This window comes from Pantoea sp. USHLN256, from assembly GCF_037149875.1.
GTDB classification, from domain to species: domain Bacteria; phylum Pseudomonadota; class Gammaproteobacteria; order Enterobacterales; family Enterobacteriaceae; genus Pantoea; species Pantoea nemavictus.
On record NZ_JBBCQO010000003.1, the window covers coordinates 493,437 to 513,321 of the forward strand.

Below are 19,885 nucleotides of genomic sequence, written 5' to 3' on the forward strand. Positions count from 1 at the left end.
ATAAGTTAGATTTGTTTTTTTTGGATTGTACTTTTCGGATTACAAGTGATTTAAAATGATATATCAAAACTAACAGTAAAGAATATACAAAAAGAATTTTATGTGATGTAAATATTAATCTAGGTCGGATTAATTATGTTTTATATGATGTTTCTCATTAATAATTTCTGAATATATGTAACCATTACTATAAATGAGGTTGAAATGACGAGAGTAATAACATTTGGAACATTTGATGTTTTCCATATCGGACATGTCAATATTTTAGAAAGAGCAGCGCAATATGGCGAAGAGTTAATAGTCGGAGTTTCATCAGACAAGTTGAACTTTAGTAAGAAAAATAAGTTGCCAATTTATTCAGAAGCAGATCGAGTTAAAATAATTGAGTGCATTAAGTTTGTAAGCGAAGTTTTTATTGAAGAGTCGCTAGAAGAAAAATTAGATTATATTAGAAAGTATAAAGCAGATGTTTTAGTTATGGGTGATGATTGGGAGGGCCGGTTTGATTGGGTAAAGGATGAATGCAGAGTAGTATACTTGCCTAGAACGCCATCAATTTCAACAACTGAAATCATAGAAGTCGTTAGGTCAGGAAGAAAATGATTCTAAAAAAAAGAATGGTCAGGTTAGTCAAACGGGTCCTGTCTTTAATTAATTATTTAATTCCCAAAAACAATACTAAAGTTGTATTTAAAAGCAGACCTGATTTTAGCGGGAATGCACGTGCGCTCTATGAATATATTAATATTAATCATAAGGATAAATATAAACTCGTATGGATTACTGACGGTAGTACGAAATTACCTATTGATGCCACGGTAGTAAATAGTGGTTCATTATCTGCATTAAAAGAATATGTTACGGCTAAGTATATTGTCACAACTCATAATGAAATGATTGGTATTAAGAGTGCTAATCAAAGTTATATAAGTTTATGGCATGGTATGCCTTTGAAGAAAATATGCTACTTAGGTGAATATGATCATGAAGGAATGGAGGATTACTCTTCTTATCGTATTGCTTCATCTGAATTAATGAGATCAATTATATCAGCATGCTTTAGGGAAAAAGCTAATAATGTATTCATTACGGGACAGCCCAGGAATGATTATCTTTTTGATATGATTAAATCAAATGGTATATTTGAAAGTATAAACAAAAACAAAAAAATCATACTTTATATGCCAACATTTCGTGAGAATCAAGAGGCGTTAAATTACTCTGATGGAAAGGGAATTAATTGTGATAATTTTTTGAGAGTCGATGATTTTGAATTAGAAATTATTAATCGATTTTTAATGGAAAACAATGCTCATCTTGTTATTAAATTACACCCATACGAGGAAAAAGCTTTAGTCAACATTGATTTTGGTACAAACATCACCTTAATGACGACCTCAATATTAAGAAAACATGATATGGACGTAAATCATTTAATGGCACGAGCTAATATACTTATTAGCGATTACTCGTCTGCCTATTTTGATTTCATGATGTTAAATAGACCAATGGTATTCTTAATACCAGACGTAGAGGCATATAGTTCAAGCCGCGGCGGTTTTACATTGGAACCGGTTAGTTTTTGGATGCCTGGAGCTCATGTGGATACCTTGCATGCACTATTAGATGAACTAGATAAATTATTATCTGGAAATGACAGGTTTGAATATAAAAGAAAAGAAATATGCGAAATAATAAATCTTCATAAGGATAAGAATAATAGTGAAAGAGTATTTAGGCAATTCTTCAAGTAGTATGGAACTCCACTTCCTTCTTGGTGATGTATCATCCAAAGGTGGTATAGAAAGAGTAACAATAACTCTGGCAAATGCTCTGTCATCCATATACCCAGTGAAGATTATAAGCCTTTATCAATCAAATGAGAGTCTGCCGTTTAAAATTTCAGATAAAGTTACTTTAGAAGTAATCAGTAATAATTATGAAGTAAGTATGTTTAATAGGAATTTTAATCTTTTTAAAGGTTTGTGCTTCGATTTAATTTATATTAAAAATAAAAGTAAAAAAATAAAGGAAACAAAAAAATCAAATCAAGTGATAGCAATATCTTCCGACGTAAAAATGTCTGTTCTCGCAAATAAAAGCGGCTATAAAAATATAATAGCAATAGAGCATTTTGAGTATGATGTAATTAGTCCAGTTCTTCGCTTAGTAAGAAAATTTCTTTATAAAAAGATTCAGGCTGTGGTTAGTTTGACGAGTGAAGATGAAGGGAAGTATAAATGGTTACCAACCGGCAAACACTTTGTCATTGCAAATATTGTTGAACAACCAATAAGTGTTTGTGAATTTGATAGTCGAAGTAAAACTGTTTTAGCGGTAGGTCGGTTAACGTATCAGAAAGGATTTGACTTACTGATAGAAGCCTGGAGATATATTAATTTACCTGGGTGGACGTTAAAAATAGTAGGTGATGGTGAAGAATATGAAAAGTTATCGTTGTATATAAAAGAACATGATTTGCAAAACATACAAATATTACCTTTCACAAACAACATAAGTAAATATTATAATGACTCAAGGGTTTTTGTATTAAGTTCTAGATATGAGGGGCTGGGAATGGTGCTAGTTGAGGCGCTTTCGTATGGTCTGGCATGTATCAGTTTTAACTGTCCTGCGGGACCGAAAACAATACTTAATCAAGGTAATGGTATTTTGGTTGAGCCAGAAAATGTTAAAATTCTTGCAAATGAAATGACCCGGCTCATGTTGGATAAAGAACTGCAGAAAAAAATGAGTGAATTGGGTCCATCAAGTATAAATAGATTTAAATCTGATGTCATTATTGCACAATGGATGCAGTTAATTAAGGGGGCACGGAATGAATGAGTATGATTTAATAATAATTACAAATGTACCAGCATTTTATAAAGTTAATCTATTTGAAGAAATATCAAAAAAAATAAAAATAAAAGTTTTTTTTATCTCAAAATCATCAAAAATAAGGAATGATGATTTTTACAATTACAATATGAAATTTGATCATGAATTCTTAAGCGAAGCTTGTTATGAAGAACGAAATGCACTTAAGGTTTTTTTTAAAGTTTGGCGTGAGATTAGAAAAATTCGCTATAAAAGAATACTTTTCCCTGGATGGGAAATAAAAGAGCTTTTTTTTATATCGCTACTTACTGAATTAAAAAAAAATGCTGTTGCTATCGAAAGTAGTATCAATGAAAGTAATGTTAAAGGTAGTGTTGGTTTATTAAAACGAATTTATTTAAATAGAATGAGTTATGCTTACCCTTCAGGTTTTTTACAAAATGAAATTTTAAAAAGCATGAGCTTTCGTGGCCAGGTTTTTTATACACATGGGGTAGGGATAGCTAATAAGGTATTTCCCCGAAAAGGAATATGTAAAGATAACCTTGTTCATAAATTAAATTATGTTTATGTAGGTCGACTTTCGGAGGAAAAAAATTTACATTTACTTGTTGAGGTTTTCAACGAGCTAAATTTACCATTAACTATTGTAGGTGATGGACCTCAAGAAAAAGAGTTAAAAAAAATTGCTAAGGGAAATATAAATTTCAAAGGTTATATTCACAATAATAAGTTGCGTACTTTACTTGATGAATGTGATGTTTTTGTTTTGCCCTCAATATCAGAACCGTGGGGGTTAGTGGTTGAAGAAGCTTTGTCTGCAGGATTACCTGTAATTGTGAGCGATCGGGTAGGATGCCATAAAGATTTGATAAATAATAAAAATGGGATTGTATTTAAATCTCACGATGCTAAAGATTTAAAGTTTGCGATATCTAAAATGGAAGAAGATTATCCAAAGCTTAGAAATGGGGTCTTTGAGCATAACGTAGAAAATAATAGTGCTATTCAAATTAACTCTTATGTGGATTCACTTAAGAATATATGAAAAATAAAACAATTCGTGACTTTGCTAACTATGCGTTGGGTGATTTATTTGTAAAAGGATTTTTATTTATTTCACTACCATTGCTTTCGAGAGTTCTTAGCCCAGAAGAATATGGCAAGTTATCAATAATAAACACAGCAATAATGATAGTTTATGTTTTTGTCAGCCTTAACCTTCAAAATGCAATTACAAATAGATATATGCTTGTTTCAGAAGGGTTTGGTGACTATTTTAAGACTATCATTGTGTTCCTATTTCCTTTTCAAATAATAATTTTATTGCTTAGCCCATTGTTATCCAATCCCATTTCATTAATTTTGGGCATTGATCCAAAAGATTTTATCTGGGTAATAGTTATTTGCATGATGCTTAGTTATTTATACATATATACATGTTATTTGCAGGCATCAAGGCAAAGCAGTGCGTATGTTAAAATAAATATGATATCGAAAATATCAGAGATTTTTTTGATTTTTATTTTTGCATATGTCATGACACAACAGCAATATATGTCCAAAATATATGCTCAACTAGTTGTGACCAGTTTTATTTTGATTTGTCTATTTAGGCGGCTTAGGGATTTAAGTATTGGTGTTTTTAAAATAAAATATCTAAAAGAAGCATTAGTATTCTCAATACCGTTGATTATACACGTTCTTTCTAACTCATTGCTTTCACAGGCTGACAGAATCATTATTAATAATATTCTTGGGGCATCGGCAGCTGGTATATATTCATTTGCATACAATCTTGGGGCCGGTATTCTGGTCTTAATCATGGCATGGAATTCTTCATGGCAACCAAGATTATATAAGTGTATAGAAAAAAAAGATACATCGACTATTTTACAAATTACTAAGGCAAGCACAATAATCATTTTTGTCATTAGTACTATTGTAATATTGTTTTCAAAAGAAATGATATTAATATTTGCAGATAAGACGTATTATTCGGGTGCTGATGTTCTGCCTGTAATTATTATAGGTAATTCTTTGATTCATCTATACTTGATATTTGTTAATTTCATATTTTATAAGAAAAGAACGATAATAATTTCGATAGCAACGTTGATTGCCGTTATGATAAATATAGGCTTTAATTATTTACTTATACCTATGTTTGGGATCATTGGTTCAGCATGGGCCACGGTATTTTCATATTTGATATTAACATTATTACATTATGTATCATCTAAATATATAACAGCGAATAACTTAATAAGTTTTAAGTTTGTTGTTTATTATTTTTTAGGTTTAATTATGGTGTATTATCTTACAAAATATATTGAATTAAATATGTCAGTTTTACAATCGGTCTTTGTTAAAATTTGTATTGCATTAGTATCTATCGCTCTCTTATTCAAAATGAAGCTGCATCATAAATTAAGTGATTAATAATGGTTGAATACTATCTGTTTTTAATTTTGATAATATGTTTAATTCTATTAGATGTTCTTAGTCGTTCTCATAAAAAAAATTTAATATTTATTTCAGCTATAATCATCTTTGTGTTTTTGGGATTGCGATATAAAATTGGTGTCGATTGGCTGTTTTATTATGATGATTATCGAGGTGTAAAAAACACCCTAGCTATTGAGCCTGGTTATAAGATGATTTCGTGGTTAAGTAGTTTATTGCTTAACTTTTGGGTTTTTGTTTCAATGATTACATTGGCTATTGTGATATCAATTGCACGTTTTGCTCATCGATTTTCACCATATCCTGTTTTAGTTTTTGGCAGTTATTTTATTATTTCTTTCGGTTTTAATGTTGAAGCGTTACGCCAAATATTAGCAGTTGCATTGTTTTATATAGCAATTTATGATTATTTGAAGGGGCGAAGGTACTTATTTTATCTATGGTGTGTTATCGGTTCTGTACTTCACATCTCTCTTCTGCCATTGATTGTACTTCCATTGTTTATTTCAAACTGTTTTTTGAAAGTTGGAAGGGGATTGTTTTTATTAGGAGTCTTACTTACTTTCATCAATATCTACCCAGTGAAAGAACTTATTAATATTGGTAATGTGTTAATAGGAGGTCCATATTTCTCTAAGATCGCATGGTATGCCCTCAATAATAATGAAAATAGTGGCATCACTTTTAACTTACTTTTTAAAATAATAATTTACATTTATTTTATTTATAACAGAAATAAAATATTAACTTATTGTCAGGCCAAGGAAATTAGTTTTTCCACTATTAAAACTTTAGATGTTATGTTTTTAACTATGTTATTAGTGGATATCTATTTCTTACCATTTGGTACAATATCATCACGCTATGATGAGTATTTCGTACCCGCAATGCTTATATGCTTTAGCTATTCGTTAAAAGTTAATAATATTTATGCTAATAGGATAATCATCGGTTCAACTTTTATTGCAATATTAAGCGTCAGTTTCATACGTTTCACTATGAATGAATATTTCCGGGAGCAATATACCCCATACGCAAATTCTATAATACAAATATTCTCCAATAGCACTGATGACGCGGCACGTGCCAAAGCCGTTTACTTACATTGGAAGTTGAGTAATCAATAATGCTTATGATCAACGCAAGTAACTTATATGTCGGAGGGGGCATGCAGGTTGGCATGTCAGTAATTGAAGAGTTCACTTTAATGGATTTGGATTTTATCGCTGCCGTTTCCCCACCAATATATTCTCAACTTACTGAATCGGCAAAAAAGAAGTGCCTGATTATTAAAAAAACGCCTTCAGGTTTATTTAATTTCTCGTCGCGTAAGTTGCTAAATAAAATGGTTCAAGAGTATAATATCGATGCTGTTTTTACAGTATTTGGCCCAAGTTACTGGACACCTAAAGTTAAAAACCACACGGTAGGTTTTGCATTACCTTGGCTAATATATAATTCCTCGCAAGTTTTCAAAAAATTAACTTTAATCCAAAAAGTAAAAAAAATAATTCTTAAATATTTGCAGCCCTATTATTATAGACTGAATGCAACAAAAATAGTGGTTGAAACTAATGATGTGAAAGAACATTTGTATAGCAAGTTAGGTTTTGAAATGAATAAGGTGTTTGTTGTATCCAACTCTGTAAGTTCTTATTTCACCCGCGATTACGTTCTTGATGAGAAAATCATTGAACGGTTGCCAAAGAAAATTGCAGGGGATATTTGGCTTTTAACGGTTTCATACAATTATCCACATAAAAACCTTAGTGTTATATTTGATTTATTAGAGCTTTTACCAAATAATTATAAGTTCGTATTAACGTTGGAAAAATCTTTTATTGAAGGTCTAAGCGAAGAAAAAAAATCCAGGTTTATATTGGTCGGCAATGTAGAAAACAAACAATGCCCAGCATTATATTCTTACTCAGATGCTGTTTTATTACCTACCTTATTAGAATGTTTTAGTGCTTCTTATATTGAGGCAGGAATCATGAGAAAACCGATTTTTACTTCCAATCGCGGTTTTTCAAAAACGATTTGTGGAGAGGGGGCGTTTTATTTTAATCCGCTAGATCCAAAAGATATGGCTACTACGATCACTGCCGCTTTTGAAAAACCAGACCAAATTATAAGTAAATGCAATCTCATGTTTGATGTCCACAAAAAACTACCTGATGCTAAACAACGAGCGGAGATGTATCTCAAAATCATTTCAGAAAAATAGCGTCATAACACAGTTGGTTAGCTGATCGCGAATACGATGATTTAAATTGAAATAAGCATACATTTTAAAATTTTAGTAATAGGTGAGAGTCTATATGTTTAAGTCGAAAGTGTTATTGATTACTGGTGGGACGGGTTCGTTTGGTAATGCGGTATTAAAGCGATTTTTGGATACAGATATTGGTGAAATTCGTATATTTAGTCGTGATGAGAAAAAACAAGATGATATGCGGAAAAAATATAACAGCAGTAAGCTTAAGTTTTATCTGGGTGATGTTCGTGACGAAAAAAGTATAGCAGCAGCTATAAGAGGAGTTGATTATGTTTTTCATGCTGCTGCCCTTAAGCAAGTCCCTTCCTGTGAATTTCACCCAATGCAAGCTGTGCGCACTAATGTTTTAGGTACAGAAAATGTTCTAAATTGTGCTATTTCAGCTGGTGTTAAACGTGTAGTTTGTTTAAGCACAGATAAGGCCGTATATCCTATTAATGCTATGGGCATTAGTAAGGCTATGATGGAAAAAGTTATGGTTGCGGCTAGTCGTAATCTTGAAGGAACAGATACCGTCATTTGCGGTACGCGTTATGGGAATGTGATGGCCTCAAGAGGGTCTGTAATTCCACTATTTGTACAACAAGTACAGCAGGGGAAGACAATAACCATTACTGAACCGAGCATGACTCGCTTCATGATGACTTTAGCCGATGCTGTTGATTTAGTGCTTTATGCATTCGAACATGGTAATAACGGGGACATTTTTGTACAGAAAGCGCCTGCTGCAACAGTTGAAACACTCACCAAAGCAATTTTGAATTTAATGCATAAGCCGGAACATCAGGTAAGTATTATTGGATCGCGCCATGGAGAAAAGTTATTTGAGTCGTTACTAGGCAAGGAAGAGCGAGCTTGTGCGGAAGATATGGGGGATTATTTCCGAGTTCCTGCCGATACACGAGATTTGAACTATGCAAAATTCGTTGAAGAAGGCGAGCAAAAAATGACGGATGCACTTTGTGGTGAAGAGTACAACTCTCATAATACGCAGCGTTTGGATGTTGAAGGTATGACCAAACTACTATTGAAACTTGAATTCATGCGTAAAATTACACTCGGCGAACACGCGGACCCGGAGGAATAATCAGTGAAAGTTCTGATTACAGGTTCTGAAGGTTTTATCGGTAAAAACCTGTCTCTTCGTCTCGCTGAAACAAAGCAAGTTACCGTTGTCACTTTCAGTCGTGAACAAAATGATCAAGAATTATTATCATTATTGCAGGACGTAGACTTTGTTTTTCACCTCGCAGGAATTAATCGACCGCAAAATCCTGACGAATTTATTGTTGGTAATGTTGGCCTTGCAAAAAGCTTGCATTCATATTTAGCAACTATTGCTGAAACAACAGGACGTAAAATCCCATTGTTATTCGCTTCTTCAATACATGCAGAGGTGGATACTCCTTACGGCCGTTCGAAACGAGAAGCAGAAAATATATTGTTACAGCTAAGAGAAGAATTTGAAATTCCTATCTATATCTGTCGTCTTCCTGGTGTTTTTGGTAAATGGGCTAAGCCTAATTATAATTCAGTTGTTGCAACATTCTGTCATAACATTGTAAACGATCTGCCTTTAAAAATTGACAAAAGTGCGCATGCCCTTAATTTAGTTTATATAGATGATGTGATATCAGTTTTTCTTAAAACTATGAATGGCGAAAATGAAGTTAGTGATAATTTGTTTTTAGATATACATCCCATCTACTCTACGACAGTAGGGAAACTTGCGGATACTCTTAATAAATTTAAGCACAGTCGCGAAACACTTATTACTGAACAAGTTGGAACTGGATTTCTAAGAGCCCTATATTCTACTTATGTCAGTTACCTTCCTGCAGAAAAATTTTCTTATTCTATTAAGGAGCACGAGGATGATCGGGGGCGCTTTGTTGAAGTCTTAAAAACAGATATTTCAGGGCAGATATCATATTTTACTGCACATCCTGGTGTGACTCGCGGCGGTCACTACCATCATAGTAAAACTGAAAAATTCCTAGTTGTTCAAGGTACGGCTAAATTTAGATTTCGTCATTTAATTACAAATGAATATTACGAATTAACCACTAGTAAAACTCACTCAATGATAGTGGAGACTATACCTGGTTGGTCTCATGATGTGACAAATATCGGTGATGATGAATTAATTGCAATCGTATGGGCTAATGAAAATTTTGATCCTCAAAATCCGGATACAATAGCTTCTTCGTTATAAGAGACCCTTATGAAAAAATTAAAAATAGTCTCAGTGGTAGGCACTCGCCCGGAAATTATTAGACTTTCCCGCGTTCTTGCTAAACTGGATTTATATTGTGATCATATCTTAGTCCATACTGGACAAAATTATGATTACGAGTTAAACGAAGTTTTTTTCAATGATTTAAATGTCAGAAAACCCGATTATTTTCTAAATGCTGCGGGTAAAAATGCAGCTGAAACTATTGGGCAGGTTATTATTAAAGTCGATGAGGTTTTTGCTGAAGTTGAACCTGAAGCCATGCTGGTTTTAGGCGATACAAACTCATGTATTTCAGCTATCGCTGCGAAACGTCGTAAAATTCCTATTTTTCACATGGAAGCGGGTAATAGATGTTTCGATCAGCGCGTCCCCGAAGAGACTAATCGTCGAATAGTTGATCACACGGCAGATGTGAATTTAACGTATAGTGACATTGCCAGAGAATACCTCCTCGCAGAGGGATTACCTGCCGATCGTATCATTAAGACTGGCAGCCCGATGTTTGAAGTGTTGAATCATTACATGCCACAAATAGATGGTTCTGATGTACTTAATCGTCTTGGTTTAAAGAAAAACGAATTTTTTGTCGTTAGTGCTCATCGTGAAGAAAATGTTGATGCCCCTATACAATTGGTTAAGCTAGCAGACATTCTTAATACCATTGCGGAGAAATATCAATTACCGGTAATCGTTTCCACGCACCCTCGAACCCGGAATCGTATTGAGCAAAATGGTATTTTATTCCATGAAAACATCCAATTGTTAAAACCATTAGGTTTTCATGATTACAATCATTTGCAAAAAAATGCTCGAGCAGTACTTTCAGATAGTGGAACAATTACGGAAGAGTCATCTATTATGAACTTCCCTGCACTCAATATTCGCGAAGCTCATGAGCGTCCAGAAGGTTTTGAGGAAGCATCAGTAATGATGGTTGGACTCGAAACTGATCGTGTTTTACAAGCTCTCGCGGTATTAGAAACTCAGCCCCGTGGTGAGGAGAGGCTGCTTCGGCAGGTTAATGATTACAGTATGCCAAATGTATCAGATAAGATTGTGCGAATTGTTCACTCCTATACGGATTACATAAAGCGAGTTGTCTGGAAAAAATATTAATGAATTTGGCTTTAATCATCGATGATTATCTACCTGAAAGTACACGTGTCGGCGCAAAGATGTTCCATGAGCTCGCTCTGGAATTTATTAAACGCGGACACCATGTCACTGTTATAACCCCTAAAGCCGAGCAGCATGAAGATCTCGTTATTGATTCTTTAGATGGCGTGGCAGTCTGGCGTTTCAAAAATGGGCCGATTAAAGATGTTAGCTATTTGACTCGTGGTGTAAACGAAACGCTACTATCCCTTCGAGCTTGGAAAGCTGTTCGTCATCTGATTAAAGCCAATACTTTCGACGGAATTGTTTATTATTCTCCATGTGTGTTTTGGGGTGGCTTGGTCAAAAAAATCAAACAACGTTGTCTATGCAGGTCTTATTTGGTATTGCGCGACATGTTTCCCCAGTGGGCAATCGACGCTGGCATGATAAAAAGTGGCTCTCTGATTGAAAAATACTTCCGTCACTTTGAAATGAAGTCATATACTAATGCTGATAACATTGGTGTAATGTCAGAAAACAATCTTACGCTTTTTAATAAAATCAACCCAAATCTCAGGTGTGAAATACTCAGGAATTGGGCTGAAGTCGCACCTTTTAAAACTCGATCTAATGATTATGTCTCAATTCGACAGTCATTAGAACTAACTGATAAAGTCATTTTTTTCTATGGCGGTAATATTGGTCATGCTCAAGATATGGCTAATTTAATGCGCTTAACTCGTAACATGGTGAAATATGAGCAGGCACATTTTTTATATCTTGGGCAGGGTGATGAAGTTTCTTTAATTAATGACCTCGCAAAGGAATGGTCACTTAAAAATTTCACTTATTTGCCTTCGGTAAATCAATCTGTTTTCAAATCTATTCTTTCTGAAGTGGATGTAGGATTGTTTTCCCTTGCTGCTAATCATACTGCTTTCAATTTCCCGGGTAAATTACTAGGCTATATGGTCGAAAGTTTGCCTATTCTCGGGAGTATTAATGCAGGAAATGATTTGGAAGGTGTTGTAAATGATGCTCAAGCAGGTTTCATTCACCTAAATGGCGAAGATGAATTGCTTTTTCAGTCGGCAGTTAAACTATTAGAAGATGTTGAATTACGCAAGTGCAAAGGAATTGCGGCATTCAATCTTTTAAATGAACAGTTTTCGGTTTCTTCTGCTGCAGATATAATTGAACATAGTTTAGAGATTAACAATGAAAATCTTTGATGATGCCACAATTAGTACTATATTCGATAATGCATTGAAGTCTGAAAGAAAACGTTCCCATCTTCTTCTCCATCATTCTCATAAGGACAAGGTGCAAAAATTACTCATTGCTCTTGTTAAAGGAAGCTATGTCGAGCCGCACTATCACGAATTACCCCATCAATGGGAGTTATTCAGTGTATTAGAAGGAGAGCTGGAGATAACTTTATATGATTCGAATGGCGGAATATTAAAGTCGTTTAATGCCGGCCCCAAAACGGGTATTTGTTTAGTTGAATTCCATCCAGGGGATATTCATAGCGTCGAGTGTATCTCGGATCGCGCGTTAATGCTTGAGGTTAAGGAAGGGCCTTTTGACCCTGATTATGCCAAATCATTTCCACAATGGTATTGTGGATAAGTTATTTGGCTATGTTTCCTCTATTCTGGTGCTTGACATTTATCCAAACAAATCGTGCTTAGCATCTTAGGCTATCCAGTGTCATCTTTAGTGGGTTAACATCGAAGTACTTTTGTGCTGCTAATAAAAATGCGCAGCTAACACATCTGACAGGAGTATGTAATGTCTAAGCAACAAATCGGCGTTGTAGGAATGGCTGTAATGGGCCGTAACTTGGCTCTTAACATCGAAAGCCGTGGCTATACCGTTTCAATCTTCAACCGCTCGCGTGAGAAGACCGATGAAGTCATTGCTGAGAATTCAGGCAAAAAACTCGCGCCTTTTTACACTGTTGAAGAGTTCGTTGAATCGCTTGAAAAACCACGTCGCATCTTGTTGATGGTGCAGGCGGGTGAAGCTACAGATAAGACTATTGCTTCTCTGACCCCCCATCTCGATAAAGGTGACATTTTAATCGATGGCGGTAATACCTTCTATAAAGACACTATTCGCCGTAATAAAGAATTGTCAGACCAAGGGTTCAACTTCATTGGCACCGGCGTTTCCGGTGGTGAAGAAGGAGCTTTAAAAGGTCCATCAATCATGCCAGGCGGTCAGAAAGAGGCTTATGAACTTGTCGCACCAATTTTGGATAAGATTGCTGCGCGTGCTGAAGATGGCGAAGCTTGTGTTGCCTATATCGGACCAAATGGTGCTGGCCACTATGTGAAGATGGTGCACAACGGCATTGAATATGGTGATATGCAGCTGATTGCTGAAGCCTATGCTCTGTTGAAAGGTGCATTGGGTTTGAACAACGAAGAGCTGGCTGAAACCTTTACTGACTGGAACAACGGTGAGCTGAGCAGCTATCTGATCGATATCACTAAAGATATCTTCACCAAGAAAGATGAAGATGGAAAATATTTGGTTGATGTCATTCTTGATGAAGCCGCAAATAAAGGTACGGGTAAGTGGACCAGCCAAAGTTCACTGGATTTAGGTGAGCCGCTGTCTCTGATCACCGAATCGGTGTTTGCACGCTACCTCTCTTCATTGAAGTCTCAGCGTGTTGCTGCTTCTAAAGTACTGAGCGGTCCACAAGCTAAAGCCTTCATTGGTGATAAAGCAGAGTTTGTAGAGAAAGTACGTCGTGCTCTGTACTTAGGCAAAATCGTTTCTTACGCTCAGGGCTTCTCTCAGTTACGTGCTGCATCAGAAGAGAACCAGTGGAATCTGCATTATGGCGAAATCGCCAAAATCTTCCGTGCAGGTTGCATTATCCGTGCTCAGTTCCTGCAGAAAATTACTGATGCTTATGCTACAGATGCTGATATCGCAAACTTGTTGCTGGATCCTTATTTCAAGAACATCGCTGATGAATACCAGCAAGCCCTGCGTGATGTCGTGTCTTATGCAATCCAGAATGGTATTCCGACACCTACCTTCTCGGCTGCGATTGCTTATTACGACAGCTATCGCTCGGAAGTTCTGCCAGCCAATCTGATTCAGGCTCAGCGTGACTACTTCGGTGCCCATACTTACAAGCGCATTGATAAAGATGGTGTATTCCACACCGAGTGGTTAGATTAATTATATTAAGCATCTCTCAGTGATGAGAGATGCTTTTTTTACGAGTCTCTTGATTTTTGTGAGTGTTTTTATATATGAAAGAAAGTGAAAGTCTCAATTCTGATAGCTCTATCTCACAGCAAACACTATATAATAATGATAACGAATTCGATTTAATTGAAATTATAGTGCAACTATGGAAAGGTAAGCTAATTATTCTGGCTACCATGGTTCTTACTTTCGCATTGTGTCTTGTCTATCTAAGCGTAGTAAAAGAAAAGTGGACGTCAAAAGCGATAGTGACTCTCCCTTCTGCAGGACAAGTTGCTAATTATAATGCCACACTAAGTACACTTTATGCTCAGAATCCACAGGATAAACCTTCAATTACTGACTTGCAAAATCAGATGTTTACGAGATTTAATTCGTCGATGAGTGCATTATCAGGTTCTCTGGCTAATCTTGAAAAACCCTTAACATTGCGTATTGATCAGGTTAACAAAGGAAGCAATGATTCTCTAGTAATCTCATTTGTTTCGGAAACAGCACGCCAGTCACAAGAACAGTTGACGAAATACATTTCAGCCGTTAATGAAGATGTTGTGAATGATTATGGATTAGATCTTAAAAAAAATCTTAGTGTTAAAGCAAAAGAACTTACTAACATTCTCGATGCGCATAAACAGATTGCTATTAACAAGAAACAACATCGTATTGATGTTATTAATCAGGCATTGAGAATTGCTAGGCAATCTGGAATAAATAAATCGCAACTCAATCAGGCTGAATATTTATCAGATGATACTCTTTACCTTTTAGGTAGTGATGCATTGAATGCAATGATCGTTAATGAAGCGACTAAGCCCTTAGATTTTGACGGCGATTATTATAATGCTGAACGTGCATTGCTGGCAGTAACTCATGTACAGATTCAAACTGATAATTTGCAATCTTTCCGTTACATTGCTAAAGCTGATCTCCCATTAAGACGCGATAGTCCTAAAAAAACGTTAACAGTATTATTCGCGCTTATTCTTGGTGGAGTGTTAGGCTCATCAATTGTTCTTGGTCGAATTATAGTTAGAGGCTATCGTAATCGGCACTAATTATAATCAAACCGGCCTATTAAGGCCGGTTCTTTCACCCTACTAACAACTCCCCACGTCTCCCCGCATTCTCACCAGCCAGCCTAACTACCAACATCCCAGCCGTCACAAACTTGGTTAAATTTCTCGCATATAGTACGCCACCATACTCTGCTACCAGCGGCATCACCTGATCAGTAATTGGATCAACAATCTCTGCCACCACTTCACCGGCCTTGATCCATTCACCCAACTTACGGCGATACAACACCAATCCCGATTGTGCCGCATGGATGTACTCACAACCTGCCAATGCAGTCGCTGGATTGATCAGGGCAGGGGATTCGCCCACTTCACCTGCAATATAGCCGCTCTCAATTAGCGCACTGATGATTGCATCTGCATCCTTCTCCGCCATCTCAGGCGATACATCCGCAACACCACGTAGTTCCAACGTCACCGGCAGTAATCCCCGCGGCATAGGAAACTTATCGCCAAATCGTTTAGCCAGAGTCAACCACGGCTCACAACATGCTTCATCAAATGGCTCACCGCCCGAAATCTGTGCCAGCAATTGCACTTCGCTACCCAGCCAACGCGCCAGTGGTTCAATATCTGGCCATGCGTGCGGCGTGGTATAGAGATGTGGCAACGCATCCCAGTCGCAGTGCAAATCAATCATCAGATCTGCCTGGCTCGCCATGCGCATCAACGTAAAACGCTGAGCATCTAATTCGGTACGCGCTATGCGGTCACGGTAATGACGATCAATAGCATCCCTGATCAACCGTTTATTTTCATATTCGCTTTGGGTAAGTGATTCAGCTAACTCCTCAACCAATGCTTCACCTAACGCTGGAAAGCGGCGGTTAAAGTCTTGTCCCGACAAGGTATGAAAACGGCCCAAATGGCTGCCATGCCAGTGTTGGCCCATCGCCAAAGGATTGGCGACCGGTACTAGCGTGATCTTGGATTTCAGCTGTCCGGCAGACTCAAGCGCCAGCAGCTTCTGCTTCAAATACCACGCCACCGCCATGCCCGGAAGCTCGTCGCCATGCAACGCTGCCTGGATGTAGACGCGTTGCTGCGAATCCGTGCCGAAGTGAAAGCTAACAATTTCGCGTTGCGTGCCCAGTGAGGCGCTGAGTAGAGGATGATGTTGTTGTTGCATAACGCTTTCGATGTCCTTGCTCACGGCACGTTTCAATCGCGCCTTTTTAATCAGATGATTGGAATTATAGTGCCGACTGGAAAAGGGCGGCACAAAAGCCGCCCAAAAGGTTACTGCTGAATGGAGATATCAGTGGCGAAGTACTGTTTCTGGATTTTGTCGAAGGTGCCGTTCTTTTTGATCTCAGCAAAAGCGTTGTCCAGTGCGGTTTTCAGTTCGGCATCGCCTTTACGCAGCCCAATCGCAGTACCCGGACCGATGATCGGATCCTGCACAATCGGGCCCGCCAGTTCAAAGTCTTTACCCTGCGGATGTTTCAGGAAGCCGATTGCAGCCTGCGCAGCGTCAGTAAACACTGCATCAAGTCGGCCAGAAATCAGATCGCTTTCAACCTGTGCCTGGTCGCCATAAGGCACAACCTGCACGCCATGCGGCTGCCATTTTGCGAGAGCGTAACGTTCCTGTACGGTGCCTTGCTCCACGCCCACGGTTTTGCCTTTTAGCGATTCAGCGGTTGGAAGCAGGCCAGAGCCTTTGCGCGCAATCAGCTGCGTATGAGTGTCGTAGAGCGGCACGGTGAAATCGATTTGCTTAAGACGTTCTTCAGTGATGCCCATATCAGACAAAATGGCATCGAACTTACGCGCCTTCAATGCCGGAATCATGCCGTCGAACTGGCTCTCTACCCACACGCATTTGGCTTGCATCTGCGCGCACAGCGCATTGCCGAGATCGATATCAAAACCGACCAGTTTGCCTTGCGGCGTTTTGGATTCGAAAGGAGGATAGGTGGGATCAACCGCGAAACGCACCTGATCAATCTTTGCCTGCGCGCCAAATGCGCAACCGGCCAGCACAGCCAGCGCCAGCATCTGACGCAGGCGGGCGCTAAAACGAGGGTTTGCCATAGTATCTGTCTTCTATCGTTGTATTATTGAGATTGGCAGAGTAACCCGCGGTATCAGTCAAATCAAATTAGGCAATACTTTCAGATTGTTGCAATTGTGTACTGTAAGCATTACCTTGCTAATCTGTGCTATATTCTACATCTAGGTTGGTTTAATTGCGGTGAGTTGCTTAAGCAGGGCAATCATGGTAGAAAAGCCACCGTTCCAATAAGTTCTGCCTTAATTCTGCTTATAAAGACCAGCGATATACTGCAATGAGATCCAAAGCATGACGCTAACACCAAGTAAAATTCTCTTTGTAGCTGAAACGCTGAGCGGTCACGGTGGCATGGAAAACGTGACCAGACAGGTTATTGATCAACTTAACCGCGACAGTCACTTCAACGCTGGACTGTTTCTCTTCGAATCATCTAATAAGATTACGTCCGATAACTGGGCGAATGAGCTGGTATGGGGAAAAAGCCGTCGCTTGACAGGCAATTCTAAAATATACAATTTTATCCACGTCCAGCGGTTGGCAAAATTCATCCGTCAGCATCGGCCCGATCACATCATTGCGCTCAATACTGTCCCCTGCATGCTAGCCCGCAAAGCGCTTAACTACAGCGGCCATAAGGCGACACTCTATTCCTGGATGCACCTTCCACCGAAGCAACGCTATCGCCCACACTATTTGATGTTGGCAGATCAGCATCTTGCAATCAGTGAGGCGATTAAGTCACAGCTGATTGAGCTTGGTGCCCATCCTGAGCACGTACATGTGATATTTAACCCGGTACAAATGGTTAATATTGTGATTCCGCAGCCGCAGACTGCACGTTTCTTGTTTGTGGGGCGGGTGCACTTTGAAGAACAGAAACAGCTGAAAGATCTGTTTGATGCATTACGGCACGTTCGCGGTGACTGGCTATTGGATATTGTGGGTGATGGGGACGATCGCGCGAGATGTGAAGCCTATGCGCAGCAGTTAGGTATCGCAGACAACATACACTGGCATGGCTGGCAGCAAAATGCATGGGATTATATTGCGTCTTATATCAAACAGGTGACAGCCTTAGTATTGACCTCGAACCATGAAGGATTTCCGCTGATCTTGCTGGAAGCGATGGCGCGCGGAATTTTTTGTATTTCTTCTGATTGCGTCAGCGGTCCGTCCGAAATCATTTCATCGGGCGTAAATGGATATCTCTATCCCGTCAATGATGTGGTTCGATTGACCACAATTTTACAATCCATTGTTGAGGGTGAAGTACTGCCAGATGCGCAGAGCATCAAAGACAGTGTGATAGCATTCAACGAGCAAAATTACATGGAAAAACTAACAAATATCATCGATCAGGACGCTCCGATTGAACATAGTTAAACCCAACTTACCTATGGTAGGAAAGGCAGCAACAGTAAATACGATTGTGATCTTACTTTGTTGCACGCTTGCCACTAATTTGTTTACCTACGGTTTCGCGCAGAAAGTATTCTACATTGCTGCTTATCTTTCAGGATTTCTATTTATTTATACGCTTGCCTCGCCATCTAACCGCATGCGGATGAATAGATATATACTTCTGTTATTCTCAGCGCTGTTCATTATGGGGGCGCTACGTTTTGGTTGGGCGGTTTATATCAATGACAATTATGCTAATTTTACTACGCCAACCAATAACATCCTGAATAATTACAGGCTGGGTGGTAAACGACTGATGTTAGCTGCCTTTGTTGTTGCTGTGATTGCTATGTATAACGATGATATTTCAGAAAATACCATTTATATCAGTAAAGCAATGATTTGGCTTGGAGTATCAGTTGCGTTGTTGTTTGGTATACATGAATACTTACAAACTGGAAAACGAATTAAACTCACTGCAGATGGCGCCTCAAGTTCATCTTATATGGTCATGTTTCTTTACTGCACTTATCTGTGGTTATCAATTAAAGACGCAAATCGTAAATGGATTTTTGCTGATGCCTCATTTGCAGTTATCATATTAAGTTTGATTATCTTAAGCGGAACGCGTGTTTCACTATTGGCTTTTATGTTCATTACACTTTGCCAGATTAGCCGCTTTTACGGTCTGCTGGAAATTTTAAGGCCTAAGCGCAATCGGCTGTATGCACTTATTCTCTTTGTTATATTAGCCGGATTGACTAGCGAACGTTGGAAGCAAGGCATCAGTGACATTGAAGATTACAGTAGCAATAGTTCAACATCGGTAGGCGCGCGCGTCGCCATTTGGGACAGCGGAATTCACTTTTTGCCACAACATCTTGGTTTTTCTTCACCAGATGTACGTACGGTAACCGCCAGGGAATATATTGCGCGTGTTCACCCAGGCAATGCCGAGGGTTATGCCAACGTAAAATATAATATGCATAACGAATTTTTGGAGATCGCTACTCTACAAGGTATTTTAGGCGTAGCAATATTCATCTTCTTATATGCTGCGGTACTTATAATCTGGTTCAAGCGCGATGCATTAATGGGTATTTCCATGCCGGTAGCCGCATTGTTCATTATGGGAATGACCGATTCTGTGTTGATCTATTCACCGACATCAATGCTGTTTACTATCGTCGTAGCGTTGTGCACTATTCAGCCCAAGCAGCATAAAGAATAATCTC

Annotated in this window: 18 protein-coding genes; 16 read left to right on the plus strand and 2 right to left on the minus strand. The window is 38.1% G+C overall.

Annotated features, from left to right (window positions below):
• Positions 1-204 precede the first annotated feature (204 nt).
• The 14 genes from WFL93_RS11475 (at position 205) to wzzB (ending at position 15,211) form a co-directional block, all read left to right on the plus strand.
• On the plus strand, positions 205-603 hold the full coding sequence (locus tag WFL93_RS11475; RefSeq protein WP_049852460.1) for an adenylyltransferase/cytidyltransferase family protein: 399 nt from the start codon (positions 205-207) through the stop codon (positions 601-603).
• Complete coding sequence (locus WFL93_RS11480; RefSeq protein ID WP_336778146.1) at positions 600-1,754, plus strand: CDP-glycerol glycerophosphotransferase family protein; 1,155 nt, start codon at positions 600-602, stop codon at positions 1,752-1,754. The genes WFL93_RS11475 and WFL93_RS11480 overlap by 4 nt, the downstream gene beginning before the upstream one ends.
• Positions 1,723-2,847 (plus strand): glycosyltransferase family 4 protein, encoded by a 1,125-nt coding sequence (locus WFL93_RS11485; protein ID WP_336778147.1) that lies wholly within the window; start codon positions 1,723-1,725, stop codon positions 2,845-2,847. The genes WFL93_RS11480 and WFL93_RS11485 overlap by 32 nt, the downstream gene beginning before the upstream one ends.
• Positions 2,840-3,889 (plus strand): glycosyltransferase, encoded by a 1,050-nt coding sequence (locus WFL93_RS11490; protein WP_336778148.1) that lies wholly within the window; start codon positions 2,840-2,842, stop codon positions 3,887-3,889. Before WFL93_RS11485 ends, WFL93_RS11490 begins: the two co-directional genes overlap by 8 nt.
• Positions 3,886-5,283: a lipopolysaccharide biosynthesis protein gene (locus WFL93_RS11495; protein WP_336778149.1), complete on the plus strand. Its 1,398-nt coding sequence runs from the start codon at positions 3,886-3,888 to the stop codon at positions 5,281-5,283. Before WFL93_RS11490 ends, WFL93_RS11495 begins: the two co-directional genes overlap by 4 nt.
• A 2-nt stretch (positions 5,284-5,285) precedes the next feature.
• Positions 5,286-6,434 (plus strand): EpsG family protein, encoded by a 1,149-nt coding sequence (locus tag WFL93_RS11500; protein ID WP_336778150.1) that lies wholly within the window; start codon positions 5,286-5,288, stop codon positions 6,432-6,434.
• A gap of 41 nt (positions 6,435-6,475) precedes the next feature.
• Positions 6,476-7,534, plus strand: a complete 1,059-nt coding sequence (locus tag WFL93_RS11505) for a glycosyltransferase (RefSeq protein ID WP_336778151.1) — start codon at positions 6,476-6,478, stop codon at positions 7,532-7,534.
• A gap of 94 nt (positions 7,535-7,628) precedes the next feature.
• A complete protein-coding gene (locus WFL93_RS11510) occupies positions 7,629-8,672 on the plus strand; it encodes a polysaccharide biosynthesis protein (protein ID WP_049852467.1) in 1,044 nt (347 codons plus the stop codon).
• Between the two features lie 3 nt (positions 8,673-8,675).
• A complete protein-coding gene (gene wbjC, locus WFL93_RS11515) occupies positions 8,676-9,800 on the plus strand; it encodes a UDP-2-acetamido-2,6-beta-L-arabino-hexul-4-ose reductase (RefSeq protein WP_336778152.1) in 1,125 nt (374 codons plus the stop codon).
• A gap of 9 nt (positions 9,801-9,809) precedes the next feature.
• Positions 9,810-10,940 carry a non-hydrolyzing UDP-N-acetylglucosamine 2-epimerase gene (gene wecB / locus WFL93_RS11520; RefSeq protein WP_336778153.1) on the plus strand — a complete coding sequence of 377 codons (1,131 nt, stop codon included), beginning with the start codon at positions 9,810-9,812 and terminating at the stop codon, positions 10,938-10,940.
• Positions 10,940-12,154: a glycosyltransferase family 4 protein gene (locus WFL93_RS11525; protein ID WP_336778154.1), complete on the plus strand. Its 1,215-nt coding sequence runs from the start codon at positions 10,940-10,942 to the stop codon at positions 12,152-12,154. Before wecB ends, WFL93_RS11525 begins: the two co-directional genes overlap by 1 nt.
• Entirely contained in the window at positions 12,141-12,554 is a 414-nt protein-coding gene (locus WFL93_RS11530) for a WbuC family cupin fold metalloprotein (RefSeq protein WP_336778155.1), read from the plus strand. The genes WFL93_RS11525 and WFL93_RS11530 overlap by 14 nt, the downstream gene beginning before the upstream one ends.
• A gap of 162 nt (positions 12,555-12,716) precedes the next feature.
• Positions 12,717-14,126, plus strand: coding sequence for an NADP-dependent phosphogluconate dehydrogenase (gene gndA, locus WFL93_RS11535; RefSeq protein ID WP_336778156.1), 1,410 nt, complete (start codon positions 12,717-12,719; stop codon positions 14,124-14,126).
• 74 nt (positions 14,127-14,200) lie between these two features.
• A complete protein-coding gene (gene wzzB / locus WFL93_RS11540; RefSeq protein ID WP_336778157.1) occupies positions 14,201-15,211 on the plus strand; it encodes an LPS O-antigen chain length determinant protein WzzB in 1,011 nt (336 codons plus the stop codon).
• 34 nt (positions 15,212-15,245) lie between these two features.
• On the opposite strand, the gene WFL93_RS11545 is transcribed toward wzzB, so the two are convergent.
• Together WFL93_RS11545 and WFL93_RS11550 are read right to left on the minus strand one after the other, a co-directional pair.
• Positions 15,246-16,361, minus strand: coding sequence for a succinylglutamate desuccinylase/aspartoacylase family protein (locus WFL93_RS11545; protein WP_336778158.1), 1,116 nt, complete (start codon positions 16,359-16,361; stop codon positions 15,246-15,248).
• Between the two features lie 110 nt (positions 16,362-16,471).
• Complete coding sequence (locus tag WFL93_RS11550) at positions 16,472-17,269, minus strand: ABC transporter substrate-binding protein (RefSeq protein WP_336778159.1); 798 nt, start codon at positions 17,267-17,269, stop codon at positions 16,472-16,474.
• 268 nt (positions 17,270-17,537) lie between these two features.
• Here WFL93_RS11550 and WFL93_RS11555 point away from each other — a divergent pair, with 268 nt between their 5' ends.
• Entirely contained in the window at positions 17,538-18,632 is a 1,095-nt protein-coding gene (locus tag WFL93_RS11555) for a glycosyltransferase (RefSeq protein ID WP_336778160.1), read from the plus strand.
• The gene (locus WFL93_RS11560) at positions 18,619-19,881 is read left to right on the plus strand and encodes an O-antigen ligase family protein (RefSeq protein ID WP_336778161.1); all 1,263 of its coding nucleotides are present in this window, start codon (positions 18,619-18,621) and stop codon (positions 19,879-19,881) included. The genes WFL93_RS11555 and WFL93_RS11560 overlap by 14 nt, the downstream gene beginning before the upstream one ends.
• Positions 19,882-19,885: the final 4 nt, after the last annotated feature.